Source organism: Paenibacillus sp. JT22N15 (genome assembly GCF_059383755.1).
In genome coordinates, this window is sequence record NZ_JBXENV010000009.1 from 105321 (window position 1) to 126359 (window position 21039).

Annotated in this window: 18 protein-coding genes; 11 read left to right on the forward strand and 7 right to left on the reverse strand. The window is 50.8% G+C overall.

Annotated features, from left to right (window positions below):
• The first annotated feature begins 77 nt into the window (after nucleotides 1-77).
• A complete protein-coding gene (locus AC50X8_RS18745) occupies nucleotides 78-1025 on the forward strand; it encodes a helix-turn-helix transcriptional regulator (RefSeq protein ID WP_056036377.1) in 948 nt (315 codons plus the stop codon).
• A 77-nt stretch (nucleotides 1026-1102) separates the two neighbouring features.
• On the forward strand, nucleotides 1103-1669 hold the full coding sequence (locus AC50X8_RS18750; RefSeq protein ID WP_056037032.1) for a DinB family protein: 567 nt from the start codon (nucleotides 1103-1105) through the stop codon (nucleotides 1667-1669).
• Nucleotides 1670-1672: 3 nt separating this feature from the next.
• Here the strand turns inward: AC50X8_RS18750 and AC50X8_RS18755 are convergent, their stop codons facing one another.
• Entirely contained in the window at nucleotides 1673-3247 is a 1575-nt protein-coding gene (locus tag AC50X8_RS18755) for a diguanylate cyclase domain-containing protein (protein ID WP_494861293.1), read from the reverse strand.
• Between the two features lie 216 nt (nucleotides 3248-3463).
• Nucleotides 3464-4309: an aldo/keto reductase gene (locus AC50X8_RS18760; protein ID WP_056036381.1), complete on the reverse strand. Its 846-nt coding sequence runs from the start codon at nucleotides 4307-4309 to the stop codon at nucleotides 3464-3466.
• Nucleotides 4310-4587: 278 nt separating this feature from the next.
• Here AC50X8_RS18760 and rlmN point away from each other — a divergent pair, with 278 nt between their 5' ends.
• The 6 genes from rlmN (at nucleotide 4588) to speD (ending at nucleotide 9917) form a co-directional block, all read left to right on the forward strand.
• On the forward strand, nucleotides 4588-5679 hold the full coding sequence (rlmN, locus tag AC50X8_RS18765) for a dual-specificity RNA methyltransferase RlmN (RefSeq protein ID WP_494861289.1): 1092 nt from the start codon (nucleotides 4588-4590) through the stop codon (nucleotides 5677-5679).
• Between the two features lie 257 nt (nucleotides 5680-5936).
• Complete coding sequence (greA, locus tag AC50X8_RS18770; RefSeq protein ID WP_046232757.1) at nucleotides 5937-6419, forward strand: transcription elongation factor GreA; 483 nt, start codon at nucleotides 5937-5939, stop codon at nucleotides 6417-6419.
• Between the two features lie 41 nt (nucleotides 6420-6460).
• The gene (locus AC50X8_RS18775; protein ID WP_099517995.1) at nucleotides 6461-6736 is read left to right on the forward strand and encodes a hypothetical protein; all 276 of its coding nucleotides are present in this window, start codon (nucleotides 6461-6463) and stop codon (nucleotides 6734-6736) included.
• 282 nt (nucleotides 6737-7018) lie between these two features.
• Nucleotides 7019-8557 carry a bifunctional GNAT family N-acetyltransferase/carbon-nitrogen hydrolase family protein gene (locus AC50X8_RS18780; protein WP_056036386.1) on the forward strand — a complete coding sequence of 513 codons (1539 nt, stop codon included), beginning with the start codon at nucleotides 7019-7021 and terminating at the stop codon, nucleotides 8555-8557.
• Between the two features lie 14 nt (nucleotides 8558-8571).
• Nucleotides 8572-9456, forward strand: coding sequence for a carbon-nitrogen hydrolase family protein (locus AC50X8_RS18785; RefSeq protein ID WP_494880876.1), 885 nt, complete (start codon nucleotides 8572-8574; stop codon nucleotides 9454-9456).
• Nucleotides 9457-9458: 2 nt separating this feature from the next.
• A complete protein-coding gene (gene speD, locus AC50X8_RS18790) occupies nucleotides 9459-9917 on the forward strand; it encodes an adenosylmethionine decarboxylase (protein WP_494880878.1) in 459 nt (152 codons plus the stop codon).
• 439 nt (nucleotides 9918-10356) lie between these two features.
• Here the strand turns inward: speD and AC50X8_RS18795 are convergent, their stop codons facing one another.
• Complete coding sequence (locus AC50X8_RS18795) at nucleotides 10357-12345, reverse strand: DUF2157 domain-containing protein (RefSeq protein WP_494881094.1); 1989 nt, start codon at nucleotides 12343-12345, stop codon at nucleotides 10357-10359.
• Between the two features lie 176 nt (nucleotides 12346-12521).
• On the opposite strand from AC50X8_RS18795, the gene AC50X8_RS18800 reads away from it, so the two are divergent.
• Together AC50X8_RS18800 and AC50X8_RS18805 are read left to right on the forward strand one after the other, a co-directional pair.
• On the forward strand, nucleotides 12522-13100 hold the full coding sequence (locus AC50X8_RS18800; RefSeq protein WP_056036392.1) for a prolipoprotein diacylglyceryl transferase: 579 nt from the start codon (nucleotides 12522-12524) through the stop codon (nucleotides 13098-13100).
• Nucleotides 13101-13221: 121 nt separating this feature from the next.
• Nucleotides 13222-14943 carry a family 10 glycosylhydrolase gene (locus tag AC50X8_RS18805; RefSeq protein WP_494861277.1) on the forward strand — a complete coding sequence of 574 codons (1722 nt, stop codon included), beginning with the start codon at nucleotides 13222-13224 and terminating at the stop codon, nucleotides 14941-14943.
• Nucleotides 14944-15076: 133 nt separating this feature from the next.
• Here AC50X8_RS18805 and AC50X8_RS18810 read toward each other — a convergent pair whose 3' ends face one another.
• Entirely contained in the window at nucleotides 15077-15592 is a 516-nt protein-coding gene (locus tag AC50X8_RS18810) for a nucleoside 2-deoxyribosyltransferase (protein ID WP_494880880.1), read from the reverse strand.
• Between the two features lie 498 nt (nucleotides 15593-16090).
• On the opposite strand from AC50X8_RS18810, the gene rsgA reads away from it, so the two are divergent.
• Nucleotides 16091-17290: a ribosome small subunit-dependent GTPase A gene (gene rsgA, locus AC50X8_RS18815; protein WP_494881096.1), complete on the forward strand. Its 1200-nt coding sequence runs from the start codon at nucleotides 16091-16093 to the stop codon at nucleotides 17288-17290.
• Between the two features lie 172 nt (nucleotides 17291-17462).
• Here rsgA and AC50X8_RS18820 read toward each other — a convergent pair whose 3' ends face one another.
• The 3 genes from AC50X8_RS18820 to AC50X8_RS18830 form a co-directional block, all read right to left on the reverse strand.
• The gene (locus AC50X8_RS18820) at nucleotides 17463-19001 is read right to left on the reverse strand and encodes a hypothetical protein (RefSeq protein ID WP_494880882.1); all 1539 of its coding nucleotides are present in this window, start codon (nucleotides 18999-19001) and stop codon (nucleotides 17463-17465) included.
• Nucleotides 19002-19158: 157 nt separating this feature from the next.
• Nucleotides 19159-19839, reverse strand: coding sequence for an ABC transporter ATP-binding protein (locus AC50X8_RS18825; protein ID WP_056036399.1), 681 nt, complete (start codon nucleotides 19837-19839; stop codon nucleotides 19159-19161).
• Nucleotides 19836-20960 (reverse strand): ABC transporter permease, encoded by a 1125-nt coding sequence (locus AC50X8_RS18830; RefSeq protein ID WP_494880884.1) that lies wholly within the window; start codon nucleotides 20958-20960, stop codon nucleotides 19836-19838. Before AC50X8_RS18830 ends, AC50X8_RS18825 begins: the two co-directional genes overlap by 4 nt.
• Between the last annotated feature and the right edge of the window lie 79 nt (nucleotides 20961-21039).

Sequence of the window (21039 nt, forward strand, 5' to 3'; positions counted from 1 at the left end):
AAAGAGCGTATAAAATCGGCAACTGGTTTCGTCCAATATGAAAATAGGAGGGTCTACGATGAGGACAAGCTGGCTTTATGAATAAAACAGAGCGATTGTTAGCGATTTTACTGGAGCTCCAGCGTAAAGGCATGATGCGCGCCGAGGATTTGGCTGCGGTATTTGAGACGAGCGTTCGCACGATTTATCGAGATATGCAGGCGCTCAGTGAATCCGGTGTCCCGATTATCGGAGAGCCGGGTGTCGGCTATTCGCTCATGGAGGGTTATTTTCTGCCGCCTATTAGCTTTACCGTGGAGGAAGCCGTGACCTTATTGATTGGTACGGTTTTTGTCGAGCAGCAGTTCGATGAGGGATATACGTCGAAGGCGAGAGTCGCTCGCGGGAAGATCGAGGCTATATTGCCGGAGCGTGTCCGTGAGGAAGCGGACCGCACCAGTGCAGCCATCAAGCTGCTGGCACCCTATGATCCGCTTGCGGGCGGATTGGATAAACAGAAAATCAATCTTTTGCGCACCGCAATACTAGAACAGCGTAAAATACGTCTCCATTATAAGAAAATATATGCTGATGAGGACGGAACCCGGCATAGCACTCGGACAGTCTCGCCATATGGACTCGTGCTTTCGCAGGGCAATTGGCTGCTGCTGGCCCATTGCGAGCTAAGGGCATCGCTGCGCCATTTCCGCTTGTCGCGCATGGAGCAGCTTGCTTTGCTGGATGAGCGCTTCAGACGGCCACAGGACTTTGATCTGCATGCTTATGTACCCGAAAATGACCGCAAGCTGCCTGTGCGTATACGGGTAAATCCCTCTATAGCGGATAAAGTGAAGGAACAAAATAACTTTTATATGGAATCATTTGAGGAGAACGAGGACGGCTTGTACGTGAATTTTCTTGTTCGTGTGCAGGAGGAGCTGCTGCATTGGATACTTGGCTGGGGTTCAGGCGTCGTTGTGCTGGAGCCGGAATCACTGCGCCATCAGGTTCGGGAGGAAGCTGCTAAAATCTTGGAAAGCTACTGAAAAAGCTACTGACATACTGATGTCAGTAGCTTTTTCTTATACTGGGGCTATCTTACTTAAAGGGGCTGTGCAAATTGATAAATACGCTGCAATCTTTGAAGCAATTTGAACCATTGAAGGAGCAATATGAACGGGAGCTGGACTTGTTCACGCTCGAACAGCTGCAGAAAAAGCCGGCTGAAGCTGAATGGTCGATCGGTCAAGTTTATGTCCATCTAATCAACAGTGCGCTATACATGCAGCTTAGTTCTGCTGAGCAATGCTTGAGCGGGGAGTCGCCAGCTTCCGATAGCCCTGGTGATTCAACTAGTGAAATGAAGGAAATAAAGGAAATGAAGGAAAGGAAAAACGCCATTTATGCCGAAGGCAGCTTGCCGCCAATTCGCGTTCACGTTGATCCTTTTCCGGGATATACACCCATTCAGCCTAGCAGCAAAGAAGAGCTGATCCAAGGAATGGCAGAGGTGCTTCACCGCATGAAGGAGCTGGAGCCAGCGGTTGCACAGGCACCTGAGCATCAGACGGTTCCGCATCCGGGTTTTGGCGAGATGAACGCTAAGGAATGGTTCTTGCTCGTAGAAATGCATTTCCGCCATCATCTGCGCCAGCTGGAGCGCTTGAAGCCCTTCGTTGCTTCGATTTAACAGCTAAAGAGTCGACTGCGACTGCGGGAGCTGGTCCATATTGTGCTTCCGCAGCTTGCGTTCGCGCTTAAGCTTGTACATTGCTTTATCTGCACGGTTCAGCAAGGAATCCCCATCTAGTCCGTCCTGCGGATAAATACTGATCCCCATACTGAGCTTCGCGAACAACTGCTCATTGCCATAGCTCAGCGCTCGGCTTGCAAAACGTTCCTCTATTTCAGGAATAATCTCGTGGACGCAATCGGTGGCAGGGAGCGGGCTGATAAATAGGACGAATTCGTCGCCTCCCAGCCTAGCTGCCATGCCTTGACCACCGACACTTTCTTTAATGAGCCCAGCCGTATGCCGCAGCAAAGCATCGCCTGCATCATGCCCGAAGCGGTCATTCGTTTCTTTAAATTCATCCAGGTCAATCAGCACGACAGCGAGCTGATGCTCCTTCCGCGCAGCTTCCGCAATAGCTGCCGCCAGCCTTTCATAGAAGAAGCGGCGGTTTGGCAATTCGGTCAGCGCATCATGGTAGGCGAGAAAGGCAATCTGCTCCTGATGCTCCTTGATCAGCGTAATATTGCGGAAAATAAGAATGACATGCGGTTCATTATCTACCGTTATATAATCCCCATCAATCAGCACCGTGAGTTCTCTTTCTCCATTATGAATTTTCGTCTCCAGCTCTTTAATTTCCAGCTGGCTTCTGAGCCGTTTTTTCAGCTCGGCACTAGCTAGCGCATCCAGTCCAGTATGCTCCAGCTGCAAATGGTCAAACAGCTGCTTTGCACTTGGATTGGCTTCCTTAATGTTACCGGAGCTCTCAACGAGCAAAATCGCGGCTGGATTTAAATTGAATAGTCGCTCATATCGCTGTTTATTGCAATTGAGAAACTCAAACCTCTGCATAGCGAGCCGCAGCATAAAGCACCAGACAAGACCGCCGTATAAATAAGAGTAAGGGGGCAGTGTATTTTCGAATTGGAAATAGCCAAAGAAACCAACCCAAAGCATCGTAATAATGGTGCCGGCAATCATAAGCCGATAAATAGGCTCACGTTCGCGATCCTGAGAAGCTCTAACCCGGGCTTGACCAAGCAATAGAAAAACCAGATAGACAATGGCAATCAGAATGCTGCCCGTCATGGCGGCGAAATAAGGGAAATTGTATACGGGATATTTCCAAATGCCAACTTGAACGAAATCTTGGGAGGAAATGTATTTTTGGCTACTAAAAATGTTGAAGGGAATAATCAGCAGTGGGATGTAGAAAATATAGGGATAAATCCAACGCGGAAGCCGCTTGTCCATGCCGGAAAATTTGGAGATGAAATGTACGCCAATTCCAGGTATGGCGATGCCAACGTTAGAAAACCACAACGCTGTAAGAGCTGGGCTGTATTCAATGGGAAGCAGAAACCGAACATACTCCTCCATAAACAAAATAAAATAACAAGCGATAATAAGGCTGACGAGCTGATGCTCGATCTTCTTCGGGTTGCGGTACAGCACATCCAGACCCATATAGAAAAATAAAAGCATCGGGAGCAAGTAAGCACCCAGTGAAACTAATACTTCCGACAGACTCAAGGCCTCTCTGCCCCTTCCGGATTCATCTGATCTGCATGCGCTGCAAACATCTAACCTCATTTTAGACAGTTCGTCGCTATTTGTCGATTTGAAATATATTTTCGTTTTCATTGGAAAATAGGGGCAGCAAAAAAGGAGGGGACTATTCCCCTCCTTAATGGCCCAAAGGCAGCTCGCACCGCCTCGCGCGGTCATCTATACCATTTTTTAAGTAGATTAGAAATTGAAGTTGTCTGGATCTGAACCTACGCGCACATTTTGATTCAAGCCGTCGATTTGTGCCATTTCTTCTGCGGAAAGCTCGAAGTCGAAGATGGCGGCATTTTCGATAATCCGATTTTCTTTAATCGATTTAGGGATGGTGATGATGCCATTTTGTAAATCCCAACGCAAAATGACTTGAGCCGTCGATTTGCCATGCTTGTCCGCAATGGCTTTCAGCACAGGCTCATCGAGCAATTTTCCCTGCATGAGCGGTGACCAAGCTTCAATAACGATACCGTGCTCGCTTGCGAAGCTTCTGATCTCTTGCTGCGTCAGGCGGGGGTGAAGCTCAATCTGATTGACCATCGGCACAATTTCTGCGCCATCCAGCACATCTTGCAGATGATGGACATGGAAGTTGCTGACGCCGATTGCTTTCACGCGGCCTTCTTTATACAAGGTTTCGAGCGCACGCCAAGCTTCCTTATATCTGCCCGGCTTAGGCCAGTGGATTAAATAAAGGTCCAAATACGCTAGTCCAAGCTTTGCAAGGCTAGTCTCATATGCGGCAATTGCCGTCTCATAGCCAAGATCGGAATTCCATACTTTGGAAGTAATGAATAGTTCCTCACGGGCAACCCCGTACTGTTCCATCGCTTCTTTGATTGCTTGGCCCACGCCTTCCTCGTTCTGATATACGGCTGCGGTATCGATGCTGCGGTAGCCATTTTTGATCGCGGCTTTAACCGAACTGACGACTTCCTCGCCGTCTTCTACTTTAAATACGCCAAGTCCGAACCAAGGCATTTTGACGCCGTTATGAAGCGTGACCGTATCCTGCAAATGTTGTGCTGTCATGAATGAACTCTCCTCCTGAAAAATAAAATGTATACTTGAGCCGCAATGTCATTTGCAGCGTTTAGCTCGTTGCTGGCTGACAACTGTAATTATGCACCCTTACACCCGAAATAAACAGTACGTACTTTAAAGTACCCATATTACTATAAAGTAATCTTTACCTACGGCCGCCACGGAGCCATTTTCTCCATGCCCCTTGTGTTCGGGTAGTATTTTTGGGACAATAATGATAAAGAAGAACGGATCGGTCGTTCAATGCAGTGGAAAGAGGAACAATCATGATGAAACCATCCATTTATGGATTAACCTTTGAGCAGCTAACCGCCTGGCTGCTGGAGTTTGGACATAAGAAGTTCCGCACGACGCAGGTGTGGGAATATTTGTACCGGAAACGGGTCACGTCCTTCGAGGAAATGACGGACGTAAATCCGGAATGCTTGAAGGTGCTCGAAGAGCATTTTGCAATCCAGACGCTGGCAGAGCACACGCTTCAGGAGTCGGCTGATGGAACGCGCAAATTTCTGTTCAAGCTTAGCGACGGCAATCTGATTGAGACGGTGCTGATGCGGCATAAGTTTGGCTTATCCGTCTGTGTGACGACGCAGGTAGGCTGCAACATCGGCTGCAGCTTCTGTGCGAGCGGACTGCTGGCGAAGAGCCGCGACCTGACGAGCGGAGAAATCGTTGAGCAGGTGATGAAGGCGCAGCTGTATCTGGATAAGGAGCAGCAGGGCGACCGCGTCAGCCATCTGGTCGTAATGGGCATTGGCGAACCGTTCGACAACTATACGAATTTAGTCGATTTTCTGCAAGTGATCAAGGATCATAAGGGGCTGGCGATTGGCCCGCGGCATATTACCGTGTCGACAAGCGGTTTGACGAAGAAGATTATGGATTTCGCCGACAACGATCTTGGCGTTAATCTGGCGATTTCGCTGCATGCGCCGAATAATGAGCTGCGCACGCGCATTATGAAGATCAATCGCGCATTGCCGATTGAGAAGCTGATGGAAGCGATCGATTATTATTTGGCGAAGACGAAGCGGAGAATTACGCTCGAATATATTTTGCTCAAGGATATGAATGATCAGGTGGAGCATGCGCTTGAATTGGTCGAGCTGATTGCAGATAGAGGGTCACTTGTGAATGTAAACCTCATTCCGTACAATCCAGTCGATGAGCATAGCCAATATCAGCGCAGCGAGCCGGAGTCGATCCGGGCGTTCTATGATACGATTAAGAAAAATGGCCTTAGCTGCAGCGTGCGTCTGGAGCATGGCACGGATATTGACGCAGCCTGCGGACAGCTTCGCAGCAAGCAGATCAAGGCGTCCAAGGATCAAGTACCGCAGGAAAGCGCGGCGAGATAGAGCATAGCAGGCATACAGCAGCAAGGCATACGGGCATTTCCGACTGCTTTTTTACAGGCGGCAGGAAGTGCTTTTTCTAAAATATAGGCATTTATAAGTTTCACACTTATTCTAGGCTTATATTTCTCGGACTGAAACGCACCGCGCCACCAAAGGCTGGCGACAGCCGGAACCAGCGATAAATGAAAGGCAGTCTTCGCAACTTGACGCAAATTAGGTTAGAATGAACAATAGAATGCTGGACAGGAGCTGTTATGATGTCGAAAGATAGAGAAGAAATTATATTAACGCAAGAGGGGCTTGCCCAGTTGGAAGCGGAGCTTGACGATCTCAAATATGTGAAGCGCAAGGAGCTCGCAGCCCGGATCAAGCTGGCAATCAGCTACGGCGATTTGAAGGAAAACAGCGAATACCATTCAGCTAAAAACGACCAGTCTTTCATGGAAACCCGGATTATTATTTTGGAAAAAATGCTCAAGAAGGCCCGCGTCATTGATGTGGAAGCATTGGATACGAGCCGGGTCAACATTGGCTTCACCGTGATTTTGAACGATGTGGAGTTCGCGGAAAAGCTGGAATACAAAATCGTCGGCACAGAAGAGGCTGATGTTGCAAGCAATAAAATATCCTACGAAAGCCCGCTCGGCAAAGAGCTGATGGGCAAAGAAGTAGGCAGCATTATTAGCGTGAACGCGCCAATGGGCATCATTAAATACGAACTGCTCGAAATTAAGGCGTAACGCACCAACTTATTCGTGGTCAAATAGAGGAGAAATGAACAATGGCTAGAAAAAAAATCGTTCATACGACGGTAGAAGACAAGCTGAATCATAAACTAACGGTGCTGCTCAAGGAGTGGGCGGGACAGAGCGGCTTTTTTGGCTACAAGGATATGGATTTCGAGCAGGTGCTGGCTTTGGTGAACACAGCTGGCTGGAAGACGGAGCTGGATCATTCCGATCCGGCGGTGCGTTCCGTACGCATGGTCAAAGAGGATACAGTCAGAAAAGCGAAGTTTATTGTGGATGACAAGGGTCGCGTTATTAAAATCGACTAAGGGGTAAGGCGGCCGGACTGGAATCGACTGCCTAGCCTTCCATTACACCATACCGAGTTGCCGTGGCGAAAGCCCGGCGCGCAGAAAGCGTTCCCTTGTGGGGAAAGCAGCCTGTGCGTCGGGCTTTTTCTCATTTCACGGCCGATATTGAAACCAAGCTCCATATTTTCGAAAAAAACGGCAATGCTAATATTACGAAGTTTACAAAGCATTTACCGTACTCTAATACAGCTATAAACTTTCAAACGTATACTAAGGACAAATAATGAAATGAGGCGTTCTATGACAGCCGATCCGATTGCTCAATTTGAGAAGAAGATGATCATCCGCAATATAGAAACGGCAGATATCGACCAGATTATTGCTCTGCAGCTCATTTGCTTTCCTAATATGGCCCCATGGAAAAAAGTTCAGCTTGAAAGCCATCTTCGCATTTTTCCAGAAGGGCAAATTTGCGTGGAGCTGGATGGCGAAATTATTGGCTCCTGCTCCAGCCTCATCGTCAACTTTGATGACTATTTGGAGCAGCATACGTATTCGGAAATTACGGATAAAGGCTTTATCCGCAACCATAACGCGCGTGGCGAGAGCCTGTATGGGATGGAGGTTATGGTGCACCCCGAGTACCGGAGGATGAAAATCGGCAGACGGCTGTATGAAGCGCGCAAGCGGCTGGCCGAGAAGCTTAATTTAAAAAGCATTATCGTCGGGGGGCGTATTCCCGGCTATCACAAATACAGCGACAAGCTGACGCCGCGGGAATATGCGGAGGAAGTGCTGCAGCAGAACATTTATGATTCGGTGCTGACGTTCCAAATGATGAACGGCTTTACGCTCAAGCGGATTTTGACGAACTATTTGCCCGATGATGACGATTCGATGAGCTATGCCTCCTTGCTGGAATGGAACAATATCGACTACAAGCCGAGCAGCAGCAAAATCCATTATAAGCTCTCGTTTCCGGTGCGCATTTGCGTCGTGCAATATATGATGAAAAAAATCGACTCCTTCGAGGAGTTTGCGACACAGTGCGAGCATTACGTCGATGTAGCGGCCGATTACAAATCAGATTTTGTCGTGTTTCCTGAAAATGTGACGATGCAGCTGCTCTCTTTCCTCGATGATCGGTCGCCCAGCCTTGCGGTGCGCAAGCTGACGACATTCACAGCGGAATACGTGGAGCTGTTTACGGAGCTTGCCGTTAAATACAATGTAAATATTATCGGCGGCTCGCATTTTGTGGAGCGAAATAATCGCATATACAATGTGGGGCATTTATTCCGCCGCGATGGGACGATCGAGCAGCAGTACAAGCTGCATATTTCGCCAAATGAGCGCAAATGGTGGGGCATTAACGGCGGAGACCGGCTGGAGGTATTCGATACCGACTGCGGCAAAATTTCCATTCAGCTGAGCAGCGACATTGAATATCCCGAGCTGTCGCGCGCAGTGGCGGAAGCCGGTGCGCAGCTGATTTTTATCCCTTTCTGTGCGGAGGATCGCCAGACTTTCCTACGGGTTAAATATTGCGCGCAGGCGCGGGCGATCGAAAATCAGGTGTTTACAGTCACCTCGGGAACGGTCGGCAATTTGACGCATGTGGACAATGTCGATATTCAATATGCGCAGTCTGGTGTATATACGCCAGCTGATTCCTCATTCCCGCGCGACGGCATTGCCGGAGAGTGCAGTGAAAATACAGAGACGATTATCATGGTCGAAGTCGACATGGAAATTTTGCAGCGCTACCGCAAGTCCAAGGATGTGCTGACGTTCCGCGATCGCAGGACGGATATCTATTCCTTGCAAATTCATTCGTAGCATAGGAGGCGCTTATGAGGCCATTTTTGGTTGCAGCTGTGCAATATAGCTTGACGGGCATTACGGCCGAGGAAGCATTTTGGCAAAAAATCACGGCTACCATCCAAGAGGCCGCAGGACGGGGCGCGGATCTTATCGTGTTTCCCGAATACATGACCGCACATTTGCTGGGCTTTACGGAGGAAATGGATCATGAGGCAGCCTGCCGTTACTTAGACAGCTATACCGAGGATTATATGGCCTTGATGCAAAAAAACAGCCGCGAGCAGGGCTTGATGATTTTGGGCGGCACCCATATTTGCAAGGAAGACGGGAAGTTTTACAATAAAGCCTTCCTGTTCTTCCCGGATGGACGGATAGAGACGCAATGCAAGCTGCATCTCACGCCTGAGGAGCAGACACGCTGGCCGCTGGCGGCAGGGAACAGCCTCAATATTGTGGAAACAAGCTGGGGCAAGCTGGCGATGCTGACCTGCTACGATATCGAGTTTCCCGAGCTGGCTAGGCTTGCTGCCGATCAAGGCGCGGAGCTGCTGTTATGTCCGTCTTATACGGACACCTCCTTCGGCTATTACAGGGTGCGCCTTTGCGCGCAGGCGCGGGCGATTGAAAACCAGCTGTTCGTTGTGCTCAGCGGTATCGTTGGGGAGCTGGGCGAGGATCGTCCGCAGGTCGACCGCGGCTATTGCCAGGCGGGGCTGTTCACGCCCTGCGATGTTCCTTTTGCCGAGGATGGCATATTGGAGACGGGCGAGCTGAATCAGGACATGTTCGTGATGGCCGAGTTGGATTTTTCCATGCTGCGCACAAACCGGGAGCAGGGTATGGTCGCTCCTTTTTATGACCGACGTCCTGACCTTTATAAACACCAAGAAAATAGGCTGCTGAGGGAGTGCTGAAGATGGAATATTCAACGTATGGCCGCCATGTCGCAATGGACGCTTGGGGCATTGCATTCGAGCATTTGAACGCCGCTGATCTTTTGAGTCAGCAGATGGTACAAGCAGCAGAGGCGAGTGGCGCGACGATTTTATCCGTACAAGCGGAGCAGTTCGAGCCGCAGGGGGCGACAGTGCTCGTCATGCTGTCGGAAAGCCATATGTCGATCCATACGTATCCCGAGAAGGGCTTTGCTGCGCTTGACTGCTACACCTGTGGCGATACCGTCGATCCTCATGTTGCGATTCAGGCGATGCTCGTGTTTCTTCAACCAGAGGAAACCGCTGAGGTGAAAATAACGCGGGGCATGGGCGAGCTCGTTATTAACCGTTTCCCGCTTGCGAATCGCGTGGAGTGCGACGCATCCATGCCAGCTTCAGTCCTTGGGAGCGAGCAAGAGGAAGGGAAAATGAAGCCGTAGCCGAGCGGAGTCGCGGTACCAGTGTGCCACGAATGCGAATCCGAATGCGAATGCGAATCTGAATACGAATCCGAATGATTCTGTCGTATTCCCGCTGCTGGCGGACACCAGAGCCGTTATTTTCGGGAAAATAACGATTTTGGGATTTTCACGGACACCAATGACCTTATTTTGTTGTTTTCCTCTTCTTTATACGCCGTTTCGGTGAAATAACTGATTTGTAGTCCTCTCAAGCAGATTTTGTTCCACTTTTCTTCAAATAGTGGATCTCGTGTCCGATAGAATGAACAAGCGCCGGGTGTTCCGCCCTGTCTCCAGATAACCACGATCGCGTGGCAAATAAAGAAATAGCGCCAAGCCGGCAGGCTTGGCGCTATTTGTAATCGCATAGGCATAGAATTAAACTGCTTGCTGGAATTGCTAGCCGATGCGGCTATGATCAGCCAGCGTTGCTATCACTAGACCGTGCGGCGGAAATAGTGGCGGTGCCAACCGCATCGTTGGCCGGAGCGGCAAGGGCTGTCGCATCGTTATCAGCGCTAGGTATCCGCTCATTGGCAGCTGTCTCATAGCCGATGAAGCCTAGCTGTAGCAGCACGACTATGGCGATGAGCCAAACCCTTTTTCCAATGAAAAATCCGGGTTTATCGCTTCCCTCATAGTGGCCCCCACTCTTCAACAGGCGGCTGGCGAACCAATAGGACAGTCCGAGTGCGACAATGCCAAGCAGCGCAAGCGTGACCGATTTGTTCAGCAGCGTCCACAAATAATCGTAATATTTGATTGTGAGAAAGAGGAGCCAGAAGAAGAAGCTTCCCGCTGTTTCCAGCGTTTGCTCACGCTTGATGAACAGGAATACCGCAGCCGTCAGCAGAATGAAGGCCAACACATTGAACAGGACTACTGAATAAGCAAATACCGGGTCCAGCGATGTCATCCATAAGAGAAAAATATAGCTGAACAGCAGGCTGCCCTCCCTCATATGGGCGCGCCGCTCGCCACTCAAACCAGCGAATGAGCTGCCGTATACCACTGCATTTAGCACGGTCAAGGAAATGATAATGATCGAATAAGCATCGTGCATGTTTTGGAATAGCTGATAAAGCACAATCGCAGCGGCAATATTCATCAGCATATAGGTGATCAAATGCTGCATCCGTCCTTGGAGGCGAAGCCAGCTGATGACGGCAATAGCCAAGAAAATGACGCTCAGCGGCGCTTTCTCGATCCAGGCGATGGACACGAGTCCCATGGCGAAGCCAACCGTAAACACCGTGTAGCGAACGACCGCATTTACGCGTGGCAGCAATAGCATCGGTACGATGAACAGCAGCGATAAGGCATATAGGGCATATTGCGTCTTCAGCGGCCCGTTCTCATCCGTTAGCAGCACGACAAGGCCAATAACAGAAATGCTGCCGATGATGATGCCCACAATCGTAATAACTGTTGAGACGATGCTGCCCAGCAGATGGTGGTCAGTGGTCTTTTCTGCTGTAGTATTCACGGGCTGCTGAGCAGCTTCCGAAGCAGACTCTTTAACCCCCTCTGTCGTTCTCTCGGCAGTGGTTTTATTGCCTAACTTGTTCATATAGCGGAAAAACAGCACATTTGCCGTAAGCAGCACGATAACGAACAAGATGCCTAGCACGAAACGGAAGACGGACTCGGTTTCCAGCGAGAAACGGATGAATTTTGCTACCGTATAAGCGGATGCAGCGAGTGCGGTAAGAGTCAGCATCGTTTTATCAAGCCGTATGCGCATGAAGTAATAGAAGCAGGTCGCAATGACGGCGATATCCAAAACATTCATGAAGAGCGATAGGCCGGCATGGTCAAAGGCGCCAGCGAGGTTGAGCAGCGAAATATGCAGCATTACAAAGCTTGCCAGACGAACGATTTCAGAAGCAAGCCGCTTAGTCTGTGCCAGCAGGAACAGAGCTAGATTGAACGCCACAAAAGTGGAATCGGCCAGCAGGGTGTTCATCTCCACATTAGGAGTAAACAAACGATAATCGAATAAAAAATACAGCGTGAAATGCGCCAGTATATAAGTCAGCACATATAGCGGCTTGTATCGCGTTATCCAAGCGAGCAGCAGGCTCGGCAGAGTTGAAATGAGACAAATGACGTAAGGAGGCTGATGCAGATTATATATTTGGTCAGCAAGCGCTGCGGCTGCTCCAAAGGCGATGCAGCCTGCGATGAGGAGGATGCCGCTTAGAAAAGCGGACAAGCCAAGCGGAAGCTTGCTCCGGGAGAAGCCGAAAGACAGCACATAGAAAAATAAAACGAATCCGCCGGAGGTCAGCATTTTGTGAGAGCTGCTGAGTCCGCTCCAATTCGCAGCGAATAAATAGAAAATAGCCGCAAGCAGCAATGCAATGCCCATCAGGAAGCCCATTCTTATCATGTTTATACGCAGCATAGCGTTCACTTGCCTTTCTCTGGAAGTATACGCCTCATTATATTCTCCTATTTGCCAGCGAACTAGTACTCACTTTTTATAGTACCGAATCGCCTAACAGCAGCTCGAAACTATTTTCCTGATTTTGGCGTTTAGATCATAGGAGTAGATGGAATGAGAGAAGGGGTTGGTTTCTAATGGTTCTGAAAATAGTGCAGGCAGCAGCTGTTTGTATTCTGCTGCTCACAGGCTGCTCCGCAGCCGAGAATGCGCCGCAGTCCGATACAGCGGCATCCGCCAACACGGCATCACCTGAAGCTGAAGCGACGCAAGTGCCGGAAGCTGGTTCGGCGCTGGAGCCAGAGTCTTCCGCGGGTTCAAGCCCGAGTGAAACGGCTGATGCATCCGCCAACACGCTCGCCGATTTTGAACCGGGGATGGACATTGATTGGGAAGCGGCTCAATCCGAGCTGAAGGAGCAAGGGATGGCGGAAGCGCTGCACGCGAATTTGGAGGCGCTGCTGAAGCAGGATCAGAAGGCATTTAACAGCACCTTTCTTGATCAGGCGCATGCGGAGCCGTTTCAGTTTTATTTGAGCTATTACCAATATTATTTTACGGGAATCGGAGATGTCACTTACTTTGACTCTGGCAATATCAATGTAGTTGTAAAGGTCAATTTATGGTCGGAGGCAGGTTTCGAAGAGAACAGCGCAATGACCTACACCTTCCAAAAAAACAAAGAAGGCGGCTACAAAATCGCCGTTATCGATTAAGCGGTCTATACCGTCGGCTTGCTTTTTTACCGTAAAACGCAACTTCATCTTAGTAGGAAGCGTCTATATTTTCAGCATATCAGAGGAAAAAATGACTAAAAAATCTGGAGGTTTTAAGGAAATGAGATTCAAACGGGCGCTTCTGCTCCTCTTATTATTTATATTGATGATCCCGGCAGGCGTAGCGCCAGCTTCTGTACAAGCTGCGGCAGCGCCGACGATTCAAATTGTACTGGATGGCAAAGTGGTAAGCAGCGATGTCCCGCCGTATTTGCGGGAGGATTTGAACGTAACGATGGTGCCGCTGCGCGTCATTAGCGAAAGTCTGGGCGCACAGGTGAGATGGTCGCAGGCGGCTAAGCAAGTAACGATTAGTCAGGATGATACGATTATTACGATGGTTTCGGGGCAAAATAGCGCATTCGTGAACGGCAGCGTCATTACGCTCGATGCGACGGTTCAGACCGTGAGCGGCCGTGTCATGGTACCGCTTCGTTTTGTCAGCAATCAGCTGGGCGTTGCTGTGAGATGGGATAATGAAGCCAAGGTCGTTAATTTGTACAAGGATACCGTTAGTCCGGTACCAAGCACGCCAGCGAGCCCGGCCGCAACGCCTGCTCCAACACCCTCGGCTACCGCGAAGCCGAGTCCAACGGCGACTCCGATACCAACTTCTACACCGGCCCCAACTCCTGCTGCTACAACAGAGCCGATGCCGCCGGTAGTCGTACCGACTCCCGCTGCGGGCACCGAGCTAAGAGGAGTTTGGGTATCGACGATCTACAATTTGGACTTTCCTTCAACGGCTTCCTATGGAAAACAGGCTGTGCAAGAGAAGGAATTTAAAGCATTGCTCGATGATGTGCAGGCGATGGGGATGAATGCCGTATTCGTACAGGTTCGTCCATCGGCTGATGCGCTTTACCCATCATCGCTTGTCCCTTGGTCGAAGGTGCTTACGGGCAAGCAAGGAGTAGCGCCTACCTACGATCCGCTGCAATTTATGCTGGATGAGACGCATCGCCGCGGCATGACGTTCCATGCCTGGTTCAATCCATTCCGGGCGAATACGGATACAGATACGAGCAAGCTCGCTTCCAATCATGTAGCGGTGGAGCATCCCGACTGGGTGCTGACCTCCGGCTCGCAGCTGCTCATTAATCCGGGCGTTCCGGCCGCACGCCAGCATGTGATTGATGTCATTATGGAAGTTGTGAACAATTACGATATCGATGGCGTGCATTTGGACGATTATTTTTATCCGTCCAACATTACGCTGAGCGATGATGCCACATTCAAGGCCTATAACAGCAAGAAGCTGGCGACCAAGGCGGAATGGAGACGCAGCAACATTGATGAATTCGTAAGGCAGCTCGACGAGTCGATTCATAGCGTCAGGCCGACGGTTGATTTTGGCATCAGCCCATTCGGTGTATGGCGCAACAAATCGCAGGATGCGAACGGCTCCGATACGAATGCTGGAGTCACTGCCTACGACAGCATGTCGGCTGATGTGCGCAAATGGGTCAAGCAGGGCTGGATCGATTATGTCGCTCCTCAAGTGTATTGGAGCATGTCCCTCTCCGCAGCGCGTTACGATAAAGTGGTAGATTGGTGGGCAGCCCAAGTGGCGAACACGGGTGTCGATCTTTATATCGGCCATGCCGCCTACAAGCTGGGAACGAAAGAAACAGGGTGGCAAACCTCGGAGGAACTGATCAAGCAGCTGAAATACAATACGAAGCATCCTGAGGTGAAGGGCGATATTTATTTCAGTGCCAAAGACCTGCGCAAAAACCCGCTCGGCATAATTGAAGCTTTGAAAAGCTACTACGGGAAGTAAGATCGAACAGCGTCCAAACGCACTTCTATATTTATAAAATAAAGCCAAAACAGCCGCTGTCCCCTTTTTAAGGAAGGGAACAGCGGCTGTTTTTTATTAGCCTCCAAGCAGCAGCGTGCCTGAGCCGTTTGATTTACAAAAGGTCCTGACGTGCCTGCTTCAACGCATCCTCAAGCCCGCCTTCAACAATCGTAAGCGGGACGGACAGCATGAGGTTGGTTGGCAGCTCGAAGTTTTCTACCTGCATGCCATCCTGATACAGTCCGGTTTGCGAATTGATGCCCGGCAGCAGCTTCTCTGCCTGTGTGCGCTTATCGCTGACGAAGCCGTACAGCTTCTTATTCATCGCGTAGCCAAGCCCGCACTCAAATACAGTGCCGGAATCCGGCTCATGCCCGCGAAAAGGGTTCAAGTTGGCGATGATGACATCAGCCTTCTGCACAAGCTTGACGTTGCCAGCGAATATCGCCTGCGCCGTCTCCCATTTTGTCGGTGAAGGCTTAATATCTTTATCCAGTGGGAAAATGCCTTCAAAGCCGTATGCTTCGCACAGCTCCTTCATTTGCTTGCCCAGCTCCACAGCATCGGTGCGGAACACCTCAAAGCCCGCCATGTATACTTTTAGTTTCCCAGTTGTCGTCAAGTCCATTCCCATTCTCCTTCGTGCCTAAGGCACGTTTTTAAGCTTTATTCTACTACGTCTCTAATTAAAGTAGCAATAAAAAGGCAGCTGCCCGGCTTGACTGGCTGGTCATCCAAGTCTATACTGGAACTAATTTGAAGAAGGAGGCTGATGTTATATGAGCACAATGAGCAGAGGATTGGTTGTTATGGCGTCGGTCTCTACGGACTTAAGCTAAGAAGACGGATAGAGCATTAGGCTTATGCTGGGCAAGGCGCAGCAGGGCTGCTTTTGAAGCTTTTTTGTGTCCGCAGGAGACCAGGTTGGTGTCTTGCGGACTTTTTTTCATGCGAAAGGGGCTCTGGCCGCCGAAAGGTGGAGACAGACAGCCCTTTGCGCTTGTGCATACGGATGCTGCTCCCCAGCATCGCTGTGCGAGAAAAAGACCGCAGGATCATGCTGTGGTCTTTTTTTGTTGTACCTAAATAAATAATCATTCGACAAACGGAGGAATACGATTTGACATTGAAACCAGAAAATCAAGAAATCAAGCAACAACCGGATACACAGAAACAAAAAACGCTGCTGCAAGCCTATGGCTGGAATGAGCATTGGGAAGCGGAGCTGCAGCGTGCAAGAGCAAGGGCAGGAGCAGGAGCAGGAGCAGGAGCAGGGGCAGGAGCAGGAGGTGTACCGCTGGTGGCAGCACGTGTAGTAGCACAATTTTCGCATCAGTACCGAATTGTGACGGAGGCAGGCGAGCAGGCGGCCGTTGTCACCGGAAAGTTCGAGTTTGAAGCGGTCAATCGCGGTGATTTTCCAGCGGTAGGGGATTGGGTGCTGGTGCAGCCGCTTCCCGGTGAAGCGAGGGCCGTTATTCATGCGCTGCTGCCTCGCCGCTCAGCGATGGTGCGCAAGGAGGCGGGACAGCGGGTCGATGTGCAGGTGATCAGCGCCAATCTGGATTATGTTTTTATAACGAACGCCTTGAATCAGGATTTTAATTTGCGGAAAATAGAGCGTTACTTGCTCGCTGTCTGGGAAAGCGGGGCGAGGCCGGTTGTGCTGTTGACCAAGGCCGATCTTTGCGATGACCCGGATCATTATGCTGCACTGGTGGAGGGGGTAGCTCCCGGCGTTCCCGTCCATGCCGTGAGTGCTTTTGAAAATCAGGGGCGGGAGGCGCTATCCGAGTACTTGCTCCCCGGGCAGACGATTGCGATAACCGGCTCCTCCGGTGTTGGCAAATCAACGCTGCTTAACTGGCTGGCAGATGCCGAGAAGCAGCGCGTCCAGGACATTCGCGAAAGCGACGCCAGAGGGCGGCATACGACGACGCACCGCGAAATGTTTGTGACGCCGAGCGGCGCGATTATCGTTGACACGCCAGGTATGCGGGAGCTGCAATTATGGGAGTCGGATGAGGGGATGGATACTACCTTTTCCGATATTGGAGAGCTGGCTGCCAGCTGTCGTTTTCAAGATTGCCGTCATGAAAGGGAAGAGGGCTGTGCGGTCAAGCAGGCGATTGCGGATGGAACGCTGGAGCAGCGCCGCTTCGCCAACTTCAAGAAAATGGAGAAGGAGCTCGCTCATATGGCACGTAAAGAGGAATCTGTGAATAGGCGCACGAAAAAACAGGCCGAGAAGCGCGTATCCGCCAAATCGCGGGTAGGCAGACGAGCGGCTTCGGTCTATGCGGGCGATATAGGCGATGATGAATAAATAACTCAACAGCGACTTGAAATTTGCTGAAAACAGACTAAATACAGACTGAAAACAGACTAAATACTGGCTAAATACAGGCTCTGAAAATGCGAATAATGAAAAACCGCCCGCTCCCCGGAATCCCGGAGGCAGGCGGTTTTTCGTGTCCAGCATACGCTGGATCTGCGATTTAAAAATCCCGCTCAGCGTCAAAAATGTCGATCAGCTTGTCCAAATCCACCTTGATGCCGGATTCGGCGAGGTTCAGCTTCGTATTTTTCAACAGATCGTGCAGCACCTCGTAAATTTCCTCGCGCTCAATCGTCTCAATGAAGCCGCTGCGGCTGCCCATTTTATTGAGCGTAGCTGTAAAATCCGTCACGAGCGCCGCCAGAGCAGCGTGCACTTCCGCGGCATTCATGCCGGCAGCGGCTTGCTTCTCCAGCGTCCCAAGCTCGCCCAGCATTTTTTTATAGAGATTCATCGCTTTTTTGGCGTTGGTGCTCGTAATATGCTCGCGGCCGTCCCAGTCGCGAAACGGATTGGTCAAATTTTCAGCCATCCATTCGGGCTTGCGGGGCTTGGTGACGGATAGATCAAGACCATTGGCAGCCGCTTTTTTGTAGCGGGCTTTGATCGTCTTGGCGGCATCAGCCGGAAGACTGTCCAGCCATAGCATGCTGAGCTGCGGCAGCGTATCTGGCAGCGGAAACTCCTCGCCGGTGAAGCCGAATAGATCATAGGTTGTAAAGGTGTGCAGGCCTATCAGCTTGACGATTTTGCCCATGTTGGCAGCGTACCCTGGCGCTCCCCAAATCCGCAGCTCGTGCAAATGAGGAAACTGCCCGGCGAGCTCGGCCAAATCGATGTCCGCCACTCCGCGAATATTCAGTGCCCCTAACTGGCTCAGTCCGTAATGGCTTGTCGCTTGTTTATCCACCATGAGCAGAAGCTCCTTGCCATCATGCTCCGCGTAAATACGCAGCTTCTCGGAAACGGTGCCGACCAAGGAAAGCTGGCTCAGCCCTTTAGGAAGCGTTAGCGATTCTACATCATCAGCCTTTAAAATAAGGCGGTTTAAGCTCGTGCCTGTGAAATCCAGCTCTGTAGCGCGGGGATCGTCCAAGCTCAGCTCAGTTATAAACGGTGTGTCTCGCAAATAGTCGATCAGTTCCGGCTTATACGGGTGCGAGGTATGAATCGCAGTTAAGCAGGGCAGCTTATGCAGCTCCGACCAATCCTCCAGCTGCTCCAGCGCTCCTTGGCGTATCGTGCTTGTTGACAGCTTTGCCGGAAATCCGGCAATGTTCACCTGTTCGTCGGAGCCCGCTGCTGCTTTAAAACGGGCGCGAAGCTCAGCTGGAATCGCCTCCCACTGGAGCTGGCGATATAAGCTGCCTCCCGTCCTCCAGCTGGCATAGCTATTGCATTCCGCTTCAATAAGCGGAGGAATATTGCCGACCAAGCGATAATGCTTGGGCACATTGGCGTCCACAAAGCTGTAATCCCAGCGGTCGTTCCAAAAATAATAATTGCATACGAGTGGCTTTATATGCTGAAGCTCGTCCTCAGTCGGCAGCTGGTCGCTGTGCCAATCCAGTTCCAGGACGGCGGCCAAAACTTTGTGACGGCTCGAAGCTTGCTCTTTTATCCTAATAACCTGACAGGCGGCATATTGCTGAAGCCGCTCTTCATATACAACATAAATATCTCCAATCTTGGCGATCATCTTATCATCCTTTCGGTACGAAGCACAGCTATAAGAAAATTATACCAAAAAGGATAGGAGCAGCCGTCCGCCGGAGGGGCTGTTCTTGGGCAGGGCGGTTAGGGCTGCGGGCTTAAATCCAGCTCATACAGCGGTCATATGGTCATTATGCCACAGCTTAAGCGGTGACTAATACGCCATTTTTCAAATGTAAAATGCGGTCACATAAATGCAGTACACGCTCATCATGGGTAACCATAACGGCGGCTTTTCCATGTGTTTTCACCTCACGGGCGAGCATCGCCACAACATCTTGTCCACGGCTCGCATCCAGGCTCGCCGTCGGCTCATCGGCAAATAAAATAGCCGGGTCATTCATCCAGGCACGCGCAATGGCAACACGCTGTTTTTCTCCGCCAGAGAGCTGATTCGGATAGGCTGACCGCCGATGCAGCAATCCCAGACGCTCCAGCAGTATCGCTGATCGTACCTGAGCCCCTCGTTTATCCCTATCAGCCAGCTTGGCGACGAGCATAAGCTGCTCCTCCACCTTCAAATATGGAAGCAAATTAGCGCTTTGAAAAATAAAACCGATGTTATGCAGCCGCAGCTTGCTGAGCTGCTGCCCGTTTTTGCCGGCAAGCGATTCGCCGTCGATGAGCACCTCGCCGCTTGTCGGCGTCAGAAGCGCCCCTGCGATGGATAGAAAGGTGCTTTTGCCTGAGCCGGAAGGCCCCATAACCGCGACGAGCTCTCCCGCCTTTACTTCAAGCGATAGCTTATCCAGCACGGTCAGCTCGGTATCGCCATCATGATAAACCCGTGTAATTTCATTCAGCATAAGCTTTGTCGTTGTCATCCTGCAGCCCTCCCTATCGCATCAAGCGCATCGGTTCGCGTCACTTGAAGGACTGAAACAAGCGAGCCAAGCAGCGACATGGCGATAAACAGCAGGCAAGTATAGCCGATTGTCACTGGCGATAGCTGAAATGGCATGGAAGCAGGCAGCGCCGCCTGCATGACCGCGACCAGCATGCAGCTTACGGCTAAGCTTGCGACAGCGAGGACAAGTGCTTGAGTCACAACGCTGCGGGCTAAATAGATGGTTTTGGTGCCAATTGCTTTAAGGATGCCGAATTGGCCTGTCTTCTGAATGGTAATGACGTAGAAGAAGACGGCAAGCACGAAAGCGGAAATGACGAACAGGAAGCCGATCATCATCATTAGCGAGCCTTGCTCTTCCTTGTAGCCGGGAATGCTGGCTACCGCTTGTTTATTCGTAATCATTTCCGTACCTTCAAGCTGCTGTGAAAGCAGCTCCGCTTCTGCATCCGTTGCTTGAATGGCGATGGCGTTGAAGGGAGCGGCAAATGAGGGATCAGCCGCAGCCCGGCCTGCCATTTGCTGCTTCAGCTGCTGCCAGTCGCGCAGGTTCATAAATACGGCAGGCGTATGGCTGAACGACTGATTTTCCGTAAAGCCGCTAACGGTCCACGTGAGTCCCGTCGTTTGGTCATGCAGCAAGCTGCCGACGGTAATGCCTTCCTCCGCCAGCTTGCGGTCTACGACAACTTCCCCGGCTCCCGTGTTTGTGACGGCTGAGCCGGAGACGACCGTCGGAGCGAGCCAGCTGCCCATGTCCACACCAAATAACGTAATGTCTGTTTTCATCCCGTCTGTTCCGCCGGTTACCGTCGTCATCTGCACGCCAAGCCGCTGGGCATTCGCGTCGCCAACGACCGAACGGGCGGTGTTAAGCTCCTTCTCCCCAACGATGGAGCGGGCGAAGCGCTGGCTCGCGTCCTGCTGCATAAGGAAATGGGTAGCAGGCATATTTTCAACCGCAGAGGCATTCGCATAAGCGAGCCCGCCCGCAAGTCCGGTTACGAACAGGACCAGAAAGGAAACGAGCAGCATAATCGCCATAATGAGCAAATAACGGGTTTTGGCAAAACGCATTTCTCTAAGAGCCAAATACATTCTCATCCCTCCTACTTGTGATGCCACAAGTGTAGAAAGTGAAAATGAACGGCGTATGAACGGCAAATTACAAATGAGG